Origin of the sequence: Paenalcaligenes sp., from assembly GCF_030152715.1 — a bacterium.
Classification (GTDB): Bacteria; Pseudomonadota; Gammaproteobacteria; order Burkholderiales; family Burkholderiaceae_B; genus Paenalcaligenes; species Paenalcaligenes hermetiae.
In genome coordinates this window covers 1-12,620 of record NZ_JASLIX010000058.1, presented here as the reverse complement: position 1 = coordinate 12,620, position 12,620 = coordinate 1, and the positions used below count along the sequence as shown (strand labels likewise).

11 protein-coding genes are annotated in these 12,620 nt (G+C 48.4%); 5 read left to right on the top strand and 6 right to left on the bottom strand.

Going from position 1 to position 12,620, the window contains the following annotated elements:
• The 3 genes from Q1V74_RS05150 to recR all read left to right on the top strand — a co-directional run.
• A partial coding sequence (locus tag Q1V74_RS05150; RefSeq protein WP_300647357.1) for a DNA polymerase III subunit gamma/tau C-terminal domain-containing protein occupies nucleotides 1–435 on the top strand: 435 nt, incomplete at its 5' end.
• A 49-nt stretch (nucleotides 436–484) separates the two neighbouring features.
• The gene (locus tag Q1V74_RS05145) at nucleotides 485–811 is read left to right on the top strand and encodes a YbaB/EbfC family nucleoid-associated protein (RefSeq protein ID WP_260649217.1); all 327 of its coding nucleotides are present in this window, start codon (nucleotides 485–487) and stop codon (nucleotides 809–811) included.
• Nucleotides 812–1,420, top strand: a complete 609-nt coding sequence (gene recR, locus Q1V74_RS05140) for a recombination mediator RecR (protein ID WP_300647356.1) — start codon at nucleotides 812–814, stop codon at nucleotides 1,418–1,420.
• Between the two features lie 23 nt (nucleotides 1,421–1,443).
• Here recR and tal read toward each other — a convergent pair whose 3' ends face one another.
• On the bottom strand, nucleotides 1,444–2,406 hold the full coding sequence (gene tal / locus Q1V74_RS05135) for a transaldolase (RefSeq protein WP_260649215.1): 963 nt from the start codon (nucleotides 2,404–2,406) through the stop codon (nucleotides 1,444–1,446).
• A 164-nt stretch (nucleotides 2,407–2,570) separates the two neighbouring features.
• Here tal and carA point away from each other — a divergent pair, with 164 nt between their 5' ends.
• Nucleotides 2,571–3,731, top strand: a complete 1,161-nt coding sequence (gene carA, locus Q1V74_RS05130) for a glutamine-hydrolyzing carbamoyl-phosphate synthase small subunit (protein WP_300647355.1) — start codon at nucleotides 2,571–2,573, stop codon at nucleotides 3,729–3,731.
• Between the two features lie 17 nt (nucleotides 3,732–3,748).
• Nucleotides 3,749–6,979: a carbamoyl-phosphate synthase large subunit gene (gene carB, locus Q1V74_RS05125; protein WP_300647354.1), complete on the top strand. Its 3,231-nt coding sequence runs from the start codon at nucleotides 3,749–3,751 to the stop codon at nucleotides 6,977–6,979.
• A gap of 38 nt (nucleotides 6,980–7,017) precedes the next feature.
• Here carB and Q1V74_RS05120 read toward each other — a convergent pair whose 3' ends face one another.
• From Q1V74_RS05120 to Q1V74_RS05100, 5 genes are all read right to left on the bottom strand, one after another.
• The gene (locus tag Q1V74_RS05120) at nucleotides 7,018–7,653 is read right to left on the bottom strand and encodes a histidine phosphatase family protein (protein ID WP_300647353.1); all 636 of its coding nucleotides are present in this window, start codon (nucleotides 7,651–7,653) and stop codon (nucleotides 7,018–7,020) included.
• A 7-nt stretch (nucleotides 7,654–7,660) separates the two neighbouring features.
• Nucleotides 7,661–8,563, bottom strand: a complete 903-nt coding sequence (locus Q1V74_RS05115; RefSeq protein ID WP_300647352.1) for a LysR family transcriptional regulator — start codon at nucleotides 8,561–8,563, stop codon at nucleotides 7,661–7,663.
• Nucleotides 8,564–8,568: 5 nt separating this feature from the next.
• Complete coding sequence (locus Q1V74_RS05110) at nucleotides 8,569–9,666, bottom strand: ABC transporter ATP-binding protein (protein WP_260649210.1); 1,098 nt, start codon at nucleotides 9,664–9,666, stop codon at nucleotides 8,569–8,571.
• Between the two features lie 9 nt (nucleotides 9,667–9,675).
• A complete protein-coding gene (locus tag Q1V74_RS05105) occupies nucleotides 9,676–11,376 on the bottom strand; it encodes an iron ABC transporter permease (RefSeq protein ID WP_260649209.1) in 1,701 nt (566 codons plus the stop codon).
• Nucleotides 11,377–11,441: 65 nt separating this feature from the next.
• The coding region (locus Q1V74_RS05100; protein ID WP_300647351.1) for an extracellular solute-binding protein at nucleotides 11,442–12,620 on the bottom strand (1,179 nt) is incomplete at its 5' end.

Sequence of the window (12,620 nt, the reverse complement as noted above, 5' to 3'; positions counted from 1 at the left end):
GTACAACAAGCGGTAGCAGCGTTGGACTTGCCAACAACAAAGCGCTTATCGCCGGAGCAAGTGACTGCAACTGATTGGGTTGAATTAGCGACAACACTGCCTTTATCTGGGTGGGCAGCGGAGCTAGCTCAACAAACAGAGTGGGTCTCATTTGAGGATAATGTAGTGGTTTTGCGTGCTGCCATTCGCTCTGCTGATGATAGCCAAGCCAAAGCCCGTATTAATACGGTGTTAAACGAACATTTTGGGCGTGCGCTACAGCTCCATATTGAATATGGTGACACGGGTTCAGAAACAGCGTTTGCTCAGGCAGAGGCACTACGTCAACAGCGCCAAGAGCAAGCAGAAAACGATGCGCAGCAAAATCCGTTTATACTAGCACTCGAAGCGCAGTTTGATGCTCAAATTGTCACGGGCTCGATCCGGGCTAAATAATGCCCCGCCGCAGCTCTTTCTATGATTTTATGATTTAGGACGATTTTCTATGATGAAAGGACAACTCGCTGGCTTGATGCGTCAGGCGCAGCAAATGCAAGAAAATATGAAAAAGGCGCAAGATGAGCTCGCCAACCTCGAAGTCGAGGGTGCCGCAGGTGGGGGCTTGGTTAAAGTTACGGTGACCTGCCGTAATGATGTACGTCGTGTTCATATTGACCCGTCTTTGTTAGAGGACGATAAAGACATGTTAGAGGATTTAGTCGCGGCGGCTGTTAACGACGCTTTGCGTAAAGCCGAGGCCACTTCTCAAGAGAAAATGTCCGCTATTACAGCCGGTTTGCCTTTGCCTCCCGGTATGTCTTTCCCGTTTTAAATGACCATATTATTACCTGAGCCTGCGCCGTTACGTGATTTGATAGATGCTTTTAAACGCCTACCTGGTGTGGGGGAGCGCACGGCACGGCGTATGGCTTACCACTTATTGCAGAATGATGTCGTGGGGGCGCAGACACTTAGTCGCGCTTTGGATCAGGCCACAACAACGCTTGTGCATTGCCAGCGCTGTAATAGTTTTAGTGAAACAGAGGTCTGCTTAACCTGTTCGAACCCACAGCGTGACCCAAGCTTATTATGCATCGTGGAAACGCCTGCTGATCAAAATATGATCGAGGCTAGCCATAGCTATAACGGTTTGTATTATGTACTGATGGGGCGTTTGGCTCCACTCGAAGGGGTAGGGCCTAAAGATTTGCAGTTTCAGCGCATAGCGAACCGTGCGCAGGAATCAGCAGTCAAAGAAGTCATATTAGCCACGAATTACACGGCAGAAGGCGAAACCACTGCCCATCACTTGGCCGAGTTCTTACGTGGTCAAGGCATCAAGCTAAGCCGGCTCGCACGCGGCGTGCCCGCCGGTAGCGAGCTGGAATATGTCGATGCCAGTACGATTGCTTGGGCATTGATGGAGCGCAAAAGCACGTAAAGCGCTCATCAAAGAGCGCTTTTTTATACCCGGGCTTTAGTTTGTGCGATGAGCTGGTCAAGAGCGATGGCGTCACGAATAAAAAAGCGAATTCCCTCAGCCAGTTTTTCTGTTGCCATGGCATCCGCATTTAGATCCGTTCTAAATACGATTTCATTACTGGCCTGCCACTCTGGTGCTGCATGTTTGGATTGAGTGGCATCAAGGTGTTTGGTGACTTCGCCTTGAGTATTGGCTAGCTCACTCAGCAAGCCTGGGCTAATGGTTAGCAAATCACACCCAGCTAATGCTAGAATTTGTCCCGTATTACGAAAACTAGCGCCCATGATTTCTGTTTTGACATCATAGGCTTTAAAGTAGTCGTAAATTTGGCGTACCGACTTGACACCAGGATCATTGACGCCGGCATGGGCGGCTTCGTCCCAGCTAGTACCAGCTTGTTTTTTATACCAGTCATAAATACGCCCCACAAAAGGGGAAATCAGTGTAACTTTGGCTTGAGCGCATGCAATAGCTTGGGCTAAACAAAAGAGCAGGGTCAAGTTACACTGGATCCCTTCATTTTGGAGTTGTTTGGCAGCCTGGATGCCCTCCCAGGTGGAGGCCAGCTTAATAAGTACGCGGGATCGATCGATGCCTGCTTGTTCATATTGCTGGATAATGTAGCGCGCGCGTTCAATGCTGGCTTGCGTGTCAAAAGATAAACGCGCATCGATTTCTGTAGACACCCGACCTGGAACGATATCGAGAATGGCTTTTCCAAAGGCGACTAATAGGGCATCGTTGAGCTCAGCCGCATTGGCATTAGGGTGTTGTTTTATCGTTTCGACCAGTAAATGCTGATAAGCAGGCTGCTGGACGGCGTTGAGAATTAACGATGGGTTGGTCGTTGCATCCGTAGGCTTAAAGGCTTTCATGGCCTCGAAGTCTCCAGTATCGGCCACGACCGTTGTGTATTGACGCAAAGAATCAAGCAAAGTGGTCATAATAAGTCGCCAAAAAAAAGCAAAACAGGATAGTCTCTTAATGTAGACTATTTTTAATAGGTTTGTAGCGCTGTTGCTACTGCACGATATGTGCTTTATGCCCCATGCGAAGTCGGGGTATAATCGTTAAGTTTTATTTGTAAATTTTGAACCGGGGTTTAAACGTGCTGCCGTCTCTTTTTCCTGACGAGTCCAATGCTAGAAGTGCGATCCTAGCCCTTGCTGATGGGACCATATTTAAAGGTTATGCCATTGGTGCCGAGGGCTATACGGTAGCTGAAGTCGTATTTAATACATCGATGACCGGCTATCAGGAAATCCTCACTGACCCTAGCTATAAAGGTCAAATCGTTACACTAACCTATCCACACATTGGTAACACTGGGGTAAATCCCGAAGATGCCGAGTCGGAAGGCATCCAAGCCGCAGGGTTAGTGGTACGTGATTGCGCATTACGCGTATCCAATTTCCGCTCCACCCAATCTTTGCCTGATTACCTCAAAGAGCAGGGTGTTGTAGCGATTGCTGGCGTTGACACGCGCAAGCTCACGCGTATTTTGCGTGAAAAAGGTGCCCAGAGTGCTTGTATTCTCGTGGGTGATGACACAGAACGGGCCATTGAGTTGGCCCGTTCTTTTGCCGGCCTAGAGGGCGTGGATTTGGTAAAAGAGGTTTCGACTTCTAACCAAAAAACATGGACCCAAGGCTCTTGGCAACTAGGCCAAGGCTTTACAGAATCCAAGCCTGAAACCGATGCTTTACATGTCGTGGCCTATGATTTTGGGGTCAAAGCCAATATTTTGCGTTTGTTAGCCGATCGGGGCTGTCGTATCACGGTAGTACCTGCTCAGACCAGCGCAGAAGACGTGTTGGCCTTGAATCCAGATGGCGTTTTCTTATCAAATGGTCCAGGCGACCCTGCCGCTTGTGATTACGCGATAACAGCTACCCAAACTTTTTTAGATAAAAAAGTGCCTTTATTTGGTATTTGTTTAGGCCATCAGCTGCTTGGGTTGGCGGCAGGCGCACAGAGCGTCAAAATGAAAACCGGTCATCATGGAGCGAATCATCCAGTTAAACAACTGGATGACGGTCGTGTTTTTATTACCAGCCAAAACCATGGTTTTGCGATCGATGCAGATAGCTTACCCGCAAATGTACGCGTGACGCATGTGTCACTGTTTGATGGTAGCTTACAAGGCTTAGCGTTTACCGATCGTCCCGCATTTGGTTTTCAAGGTCACCCCGAGGCCACCCCTGGCCCCCGTGACATGACAGCACTTTTTGACCAATTCATTAGCCTGATGGCTAACCAACAGGCTTAATTGCCAGACAGATCATTATGCCTAAGCGTACAGATATAAAAAGTATTCTTATTATCGGGGCTGGACCAATTATTATTGGTCAGGCTTGCGAATTTGACTACTCCGGTGCCCAAGCTTGTAAGGCTTTAAAAGCCGAGGGCTATCGCACGATTTTAGTCAATAGCAACCCCGCCACCATCATGACAGATCCGGATACGGCGGATGTCACCTACATTGAGCCTATCACATGGCAGGCCGTTGAAAAAATCATTGAACGTGAGCGTCCTGACGCCTTGTTACCCACGATGGGTGGGCAAACCGCGCTGAACTGTGCTTTGGATTTAGCTGAGCATGGGGTGTTAGAAAAATACGGCGTGGAAATGATCGGAGCCAATGCCGAAGCCATCGATAAAGCTGAAGACCGCCTAAAATTCAAAGACGCGATGACCAAAATTGGTCTAGAGTCTGCCAAATCCGGGATCGCGCACAGCATGGAAGAGGCGTGGGCGGTACAACGCGAGATCGCGGAATACGTTGGCACTTCGGGTTTCCCTGTTGTAATTCGTCCTAGTTTTACCCTGGGTGGAACAGGCGGTGGTATTGCTTACAACATGGAAGAATTCGAAGAGATTTGCCGTCGTGGTCTCGAAGCTTCACCAACGAGCGAGCTGCTGATCGAAGAGTCTTTGCTTGGGTGGAAAGAATACGAGATGGAAGTCGTCCGTGATAGCGCGGATAACTGCATTATTGTATGTTCCATCGAAAACTTAGACCCAATGGGGGTACATACCGGTGACTCGATTACCGTTGCTCCGGCGCAAACCCTAACGGATCGTGAATACCAAATCATGCGTAATGCCTCTATTGCTGTGTTGCGCGAGATCGGGGTGAGCACAGGCGGTTCTAACGTTCAGTTTGCCGTGAATCCTGATAACGGTCGTATGATCGTTATCGAAATGAACCCACGTGTATCACGTTCTTCGGCCTTGGCTTCTAAGGCAACTGGGTTTCCCATTGCTAAAGTGGCTGCGCGCCTTGCCGTTGGTTATACCTTGGATGAGCTACAAAATGAGATCACGGGCGGAGCTACGCCTGCAGCGTTTGAGCCTACGATTGATTATGTGGTTACCAAAATCCCTCGGTTTGCATTTGAAAAATTCCCTCAAGCTAACTCGCGCTTAACGACACAGATGAAATCCGTGGGCGAGGTCATGGCTATGGGGCGGACTTTCCAAGAGTCCTTCCAAAAAGCGCTACGAGGCCTAGAGGTCGGTGTGGATGGTTTGAATCAAATGACCACGGACCGCGAAAAACTCCAAGTTGAGCTTGGCGAGCCTGGTCCTGAGCGGATTTGGTATGTAGGGGACGCATTTGCTCAAGGCATGTCTTTGGACGAGGTCCACGCCATCACCAAAATCGACCCCTGGTTTTTAGCGCAAATCAAAGAAATTGTTGATATTGAGCTCGCGCTAGAGCAAAAAACCTTAGCTGACTTAGATCGTGATACTTTGTTGGGCTTAAAGCGCCGTGGTTTTTCAGATCGTCGCTTAGCGTTTTTACTGGACACGGTAGAATCCGAGGTTCGCAAGCTGCGCCATCAGCTAGACGTACGTCCCGTTTATAAGCGAGTGGACACTTGCGCCGCCGAGTTTGCTACTGATACCGCGTATATGTACTCGACCTATGAGGATGAGTGCGAGTCTCAGCCAACAGATCGTAAGAAAATTATTGTGCTAGGGGGCGGGCCGAACCGCATTGGTCAAGGGATTGAGTTTGACTATTGCTGCGTGCATGCCGCCATGGCGTTGCGCGATGACGGTTACGAGACCATTATGGTGAACTGTAACCCTGAAACCGTTTCCACCGATTACGATACCTCTGATCGTCTTTATTTTGAGCCTCTAACGCTCGAGGATGTATTAGAAATCGTCCATGTGGAAAAGCCGGTGGGCATGATTGTGCAGTACGGTGGTCAAACCCCATTAAAATTGGCTCGCGCGCTCGAGGCCAATGGGGTGCCAATTATTGGTACTAGCCCCGAATCGATTGATATCGCAGAGGATCGCGAGCGTTTCCAAAAACTCTTGCATAAGCTAGGTCTACGTCAACCGCCAAACCGTACTGCTCGTACCGAAGGCGAGGCGTTAGCTTTAGCTGCAGAAATTGGTTATCCCCTAGTCGTTCGTCCAAGCTATGTATTGGGTGGGCGAGCCATGGAGATCGTCCATGAGCAAGCGGATCTAGAGCGTTATATGCGAGAGGCGGTTAAGGTCAGCAATGATTCGCCCGTGCTGTTGGATCACTTCCTCAATAACGCCACCGAGGTCGATGTGGATTGTATTGCGGATGGCACCGATGTTTTTGTGGGCGGTGTCATGGAGCATATCGAGCAAGCGGGGGTTCACTCCGGCGACTCGGCATGTAGCTTACCTCCGTATTCCTTATCCGATGAAGTGGTCGAGGAAATTCGTCGCCAAACGGCGTTAATGGCCAAAGCCTTGAACGTAAAAGGGTTAATGAACGTGCAGTTTGCGATTCAGGACGACGAGGTTTACGTCCTAGAAGTGAACCCGCGTGCTTCACGTACCGTGCCATTTGTTTCTAAGGCCACAGGCTTACAAATGGCCAAGTTAGCAGCGCGAGTTATGGCTGGCAAGAAAATCGCTGATTTGGACTTTTCTGCTAAAGCCAAACCAGGTTATTACGCTGTTAAAGAGGCCGTTTTCCCCTTTGTGAAATTCCCTGGTGTGGATACGATTTTAGGTCCTGAAATGAAATCCACCGGCGAGGTCATGGGGGTAGGACGTAGCTTTGGCGAAGCGTTTGTGAAATCCCAAATGGCGGCAAGTGTAAATCTGCCCAAATCTGGTACGGCATTTATTAGTGTACGTGACAGTGATAAAGCAGAAGCCGTCGAAGTGGCACGTGGGCTGATTGACTTAGGCTTTAATATTGTTGCCACACGGGGTACCGCAACAGCGATCGAGGCGGCAGGCCTAAAGGTAAAAGCTGTCAATAAGGTCACCGAGGGCCGTCCTCATATCGTAGATATGATGAAAAACGGTGAAATTGCCTTAGTGATTAATACGGTAGAAGAGCGTCGAAACGCTATTGTCGATTCACGCACGATTCGTACCCATGCTTTGGCTGCGAACTTGGCTTACTACACAACCATTGCTGGGGCGTTAGCTGCTGTAGAGGGCTTACAGTATATGCGTCATGGCGAGGGCTTGTTGGTGTATTCCTTGCAAGATATGCACGGCGGTTAAGCCCATGATTAAAAAGCCGGACAATTGTCCGGCTTTTTTTATAACCCTTCGTTAGCCATCTCGATATGGTCTGTTTGGGCCCATGCCACCTCTTCCCACTGCTGTGTCGTAATCCTAAAATGATTGACACTGGCATTCATGATTTTGTAGGGGCGCTGGCTAGTTAAATCGATATTTTTTATATGGCGCCACACCATATCAATGACACCTCCATGTGCCACCACAGCAAGTTTTTGCTGGGGACGATCTTGGGCGATTTGATTAAAGGCACGAATAATACGCTGATAAAAAACAGGTAAAGACTCGCCTTCAGGGATCTCGGTTTGTGGATCGCGTAGATTAATAGTAGGGGCTTGACGACCAGGCAGGGGAATAAGCTGTTGCCAAGGTTGTCCCTCATAGATGCCGTAGTTACGTTCACGTAGCATGGATAACTGCTCGACCTGATAACCATAGGGCTCAAAGGCGATTTGAGCAGTTTGAATGGCGCGTTGCAAATCACTGCTTAGCACAGCGTCAAAATCAATACGCTGTTGCTCTAAATAACGTTGTACGGAAAGGGCTTGAGCCTTACCAACATCGTTTAGCGGGATGTCGCGCCAGCCTTGTAGACGCTGTTCGGCGTTCCAATCGGTTTCCCCATGGCGAATTAACCAAATTTCAGTTCTAGTCATTAGTAAATTAAATAGAGTTAATGGTGGAGTCTAAAGACCAAATGTCTTTTAGCATGGAAACAAGAGCCATAATGAGTGGCGTTTGAGCATTTTCATTAGCACTAATAAAACCTAAGAGGGCATCAGCTTTAGCATGCCCCCAAATAGCAAAATGGTTTTTTTGCGCACCTTGTAAGGCGATCTCCTCGCGAATGAGTGCGCAACCTGCGCCAGCTCTGACTAAGGTATCAAAATGAGCCATGCTGTCATTATGCATAATAACCCGAGGCGTGAGTCCACGTCGCTCAAAGAGGTCTCGTAGTAGATAATGAATATGACTACCTAATGGGCCATCCAGCCATGGTAACTGTGCTAGCTCTTGCCACCCCCCTAGCTTGAGTTGAGGGTAGAGGGTTACGGGTACGGCAACCCTAAAGCTGACGCTACGAATGGGTAGCCAAAACACATCTAAGGGCGGATGAGGGCTAATAATAAAAGCGGCTTGTAACTGTCCTGTGGCGACGTGCTCAGAGAGCGTGTCGGCAGGCATAATCATGGTTTCCAGCTCAATTAAGGGTAGCCCGTGATGAATACGCTGTACAAGCTCCCCCAAGCGTAAAAAGTCTAAATGCTCACCTGGAATACCTAAACGCAGTTGACCACTGAGCTCTCCTTGAAGCTCTGTGGCTGTGGTTTTTATCTGCGTAGCCAGAGATAAAAGCTGCTCTGCCGTGGGCAACAGTTGCTCGCCGGCTTTGGTAATAGCCATTTTACGCGAACTCCGCTCGAAGAGAGCCAAACCAAGACTTTGCTCCAGAGCTTTGATTTGTGCCGTTACCGCTGGCTGCGTTAAGCACAAAGCTTCTGCGGCGCGAGTTAGATTACTGAGTCTAGCTACAGTCACAAAGGCTTTGAGCTGGTTGATTTCCATGATGGCTAAATGGGAAGAAGACGAATTTGAGTAGGCTCTATCCCTATAGAAATAGGTGCACCAACAGTATGCTGTGGCAAACCGGAATAATGAGATTGGTCAGCAATAATGGTTTTTTCCCCGCATTGAATTTCATAACGAGTGAACTCCCCTAAAAACTCGCTACGGATGACGGTACCAGGGATCCAAATATATCTTGCGTCATTGCCTTTGTTCATATTCCCACTTTCTAATTGCACAGTGTGGGGCCTAAAGCTGGCGGCAAGGCGGTTTTGTTCTGGAACGGAGCCCTCGTCAACTAAGGGGACTTTCAATAAGCCTACGCCATCGATGTGCAGTTGTAGCATATTGGCTGAGCGCTCTTGCACCTGACCTTCTAACATATTCATGGTACCCACAAAGTTAGCTACAAAGCGATTACACGGGTAGTCGAATAAATTGGCGGGTGTACCGACTTGTTGCACAATACCTTGATCCATAACGGCCATGCGATCGGCTGTGGTCATGGCCTCTTCTTGATCATGAGTGACAAAAATGGTGGTAATACCAAGACGTCGCTGCAGGGCGAGTAATTCTTGTCGCATTTGTACTCGTAGCTTTTGATCTAGGTTAGAGAGTGGCTCATCCAGCAATAAAACCTGAGGCTCAATCACAATGGTACGAGCAAGGGCGACGCGTTGCTGTTGCCCACCTGAAAGCTCATTGGGGCGGCGCGTAGCAAAAGCCTCTAAGCCGACGAGCTCAAGAGCGGACTGCACTTTTTCTTGAATCTCGGCTTTGGGTAGGCGTCGTTCGACTAGACCAAATGCCACGTTATCCCACACACTCATATGTGGCCAAAGCGCATAGCTTTGAAAGACCATGCCAATATTTCGCTTATGTGGGGGAACATGGCTAATGTCAGCGCCATCGACAAGTAGTTGTCCAGAATTTTGCTGATTAAATCCAGCAATAAGACGGAGTAAAGTCGATTTGCCTGAACCCGAAGGACCAAGTAAAGCAAAAAACTCACCGGGTTCAATTACTAAATTAATGTCTTTCAGAACTTCTGTTTTACCGTAGGCCAAGCGGATATTACGGCATTCAACACTCACTTTTTTCATAATCAGCCTTTAGTTTTTTTGAGAGGGGCGTTGGCGCGCAGAGGTGCGCTCTACTACCAAATGCGAGGCATAGGTGCCGATAGCAACCACAATAACGGCTAACACACCGAGTGCAGCACCAGGGCCACGGCCAGAGGGGCTTTGCATATAAAGATAGATGCCATAGCTCATCGGTGCATCGCTATCACGAGTCACAAGCATAATCGTGGCTGATAGCTCAACGGCTGCGGTCATAAAGCTGGTGACAAAACCAGCCAATATTCCGCCTGCCATCAAAGGAATAACCACTCGTCGAATGGTACTGAACCGATTCGCCCCAACAGAGGCAGCAGCCTCTTCGAGGCTAATGGAGACTTGCTGTAAAGCCGCCATGCATGAACGTAAAGCATAGGGTAAACGGCGAACAGAGTACGCGATCATAATAATGACCCACGTCGAAGTAAAGCCGACCCCAAGCCCTGGGATTTCCACATCACGGAAAGTGCGTAATAACCCAATAGCTAAAACCAAACCTGGCACAGCAAGGGCAGCGGAGGCGATCCAGTCCAAAGTTTGTCGCGCTGGCAGCTTGGTGCGCAGAATAATATAAGCAATAGCGGTCCCAAGAATGACATCAATCAACGCGGCCAAACCACCATAGAGCATGGTGTTAGCAATCATGCCTTTAGAGTCTTGGAATACCGAAGCGTAGTGCGCCAATGTATAACCATCGGGTAAGGGGGCAAAACTCCAAACGGTGGCTAAAGAAAGTAGGAGCACGCCAATATGCGGCGAGAGCACAAGTAATAAAATAAATGCAATCCAAGCATAGGCGAGAATAGATTGTCCAGTACTGAGCTCGCGCTGTTGGATTGCGTTCCCTCCTTTTTGTATGGTGGAGTAATCGCGGCCCTTCAAGGCCCGAGCGGATAACCATAAAGCCAAAATAGAAAAGGCGATCATGATGACACTAATGACATAGCCGAGGGGGTCATCGATGCCGACTTGTGTGATACGCAAATATGCTTGTGGTGCGAGCATATTTGTGATGCCCAATACAAGAGGAGTACCAAGGTCATCAAAAACTTTGACAAAAACCAAGGAGGCCCCCGCGACATAACCGGGCAGTGCTAAAGGGAAAATAATACGTCTAAATAAACGCCAGCCTTTGGAGCCTAGATTTACTGCTGCCTCTTCCATGGCCCCATCGATATTTCGTAGGGCGACGGTAAGATTCATCAGAATAAAAGGAAAATAGTGAATGGCTTCGACAAAGATAATGCCATTGAGCCCATCCATAATGGGCAAGGTGATACCAAACCAATCGTCAAGCAATAGGTTAACGGAGCCGGAACGTCCAAAAATGAGCTGCATCGCCACCGCACCAACAAAAGGTGGCATGATGAGCGGTAGAATACCTAAGGTTTGAATAATCAATGCGCCTTTAAAGCGAAAGCGAATCGTAAAATAGGCCAAAGGTACAGCTATGAGCGAGGCAAAGACGGTGGCCATCACAGCCACATATAAGCTATTTTTAAATGATTCGGTTAAAAGGCTTTGATGAAGAAATGCACTAAAGTGCCCTAATGTGAACTGGCCATCCGCATTGACAAAAGCGGTATAAAAAACATTCCCAATAGGAATGACTAAAAATAAGACTAAAAACGCTAAAACAAGGCCAGCAACCAGCATTAAACCGGCTGGATAGCGAGAGGAAAAAGATTGAGCCATAGAAAGCCACTCTACTAGACAGACAACAGTGCCCACCCCGACGCAGAATCGGGGTGGCTAAAAAATTACAAGCGTGCTGCTTCCTTAGCGAGCTTTTCTGCTTTTTCGTACTGGTTCTTGGCCCGCTCGTTCCATTCTCCCTGTAGCTTCGAGAGCTGTTGGTTCACTTTGGGATCTTTTTTATCAGCTTTGAATAAGTCTACAAGCGTAGCCTCTTGAACCGCTTTTTCATCCACTAAAGGCATCCATGCTAATTGTTTAGATTCATCTAGGCGCGCTTTTGCTTCGGCAGAGGGGCTATCTCCTAGTTTTTTCTCGGCATCTAAGATGGCTTTGGTGGCGGCTTGCAGCTCTTTATGGCGGAAAGTAATCGTTTGGTCAAATAAGGACTGAACAATAAAGTAGCGGCTTTGTGACAGGTTAACATCAAACTTAACCGTACTGCGCTCAACAATTTTCAACGGGTCTGGATAGCCCTCTGGGATATTTTGCATATTGCTGTAGGGCAAAACGGGCAAGCGTGAAATTTGTGGTAACAAGAGCAGTTCCTGACCCTCAGGGCTTAATGTGAATTGAATGAATTTTTTTGCCTCCTCGGGGTTGGCGGATTCGCTAATGAGGGCAATGTTGGCAGGAACAATAGCCGTTTCCTCTGGGTAAACAAACTCCACAGGGAACTTAGAAAACTTACTGGATAAGCCGAAGAAATCGATCACAGGTCCAGCGCCAAACTGACCGTTATTCACACCATCAGGCACACCAAAAGAGCGATCGGTTAAGGCTGCACTATTTCCAGCCATGCGCAATAAGGTGTTCCAACCTTTTTCCCAGCCTTCGCCTTGCAGAATGGTTTCTACAGTTAAGTGCATAGTACCCGAGCGAGAGGGCGAGGTAATCCCCACATTATTAAACCACTCTGGCTTAAGCAAGTCGGACCAGGTTTTGGGATCGTCTAGCTTTTTGGCTTTGGTAAAACGGGTGTTGTACATAATCCCATAGCCGGCTAGGGCTTGCCCGAGAAAATAGCCCTCTGGATCATTGACTGGAAAACTACCAATCGTATTCGGTACGTCCGGATTCGCAATATCGCTGATTTTGCTAAGGAGTTTATCTTGAGAAAGCACTTCAAAAGCGTCGGGAGCGCTGGCCCAGAAAACATCAGGTCGTTTTCCTGCGGGGGTTTCTTTGACAAAAGCGATACCAGAAACGGTGTTTTTATTGAGAATTTCTACGGTAATACCGGG

Excerpts from the sequence above, each read along its gene's own strand:
- Q1V74_RS05120 (WP_300647353.1), bottom strand. The coding sequence starts at position 7,653 with ATGACTAGAACTGAAATTTGGTTAATTCGCCATGGGGAAACCGATTGG.
- recR (WP_300647356.1), top strand. The coding sequence starts at position 812 with ATGACCATATTATTACCTGAGCCTGCGCCGTTACGTGATTTGATAGAT.
- tal (WP_260649215.1), bottom strand. The coding sequence starts at position 2,406 with ATGACCACTTTGCTTGATTCTTTGCGTCAATACACAACGGTCGTGGCC.
- Q1V74_RS05115 (WP_300647352.1), bottom strand. The coding sequence starts at position 8,563 with ATGGAAATCAACCAGCTCAAAGCCTTTGTGACTGTAGCTAGACTCAGT.
- Q1V74_RS05105 (WP_260649209.1), bottom strand. The coding sequence starts at position 11,376 with ATGGCTCAATCTTTTTCCTCTCGCTATCCAGCCGGTTTAATGCTGGTT.
- Q1V74_RS05110 (WP_260649210.1), bottom strand. The coding sequence starts at position 9,666 with ATGAAAAAAGTGAGTGTTGAATGCCGTAATATCCGCTTGGCCTACGGT.
- Q1V74_RS05145 (WP_260649217.1), top strand. The coding sequence starts at position 485 with ATGATGAAAGGACAACTCGCTGGCTTGATGCGTCAGGCGCAGCAAATG.
- carB (WP_300647354.1), top strand. The coding sequence starts at position 3,749 with ATGCCTAAGCGTACAGATATAAAAAGTATTCTTATTATCGGGGCTGGA.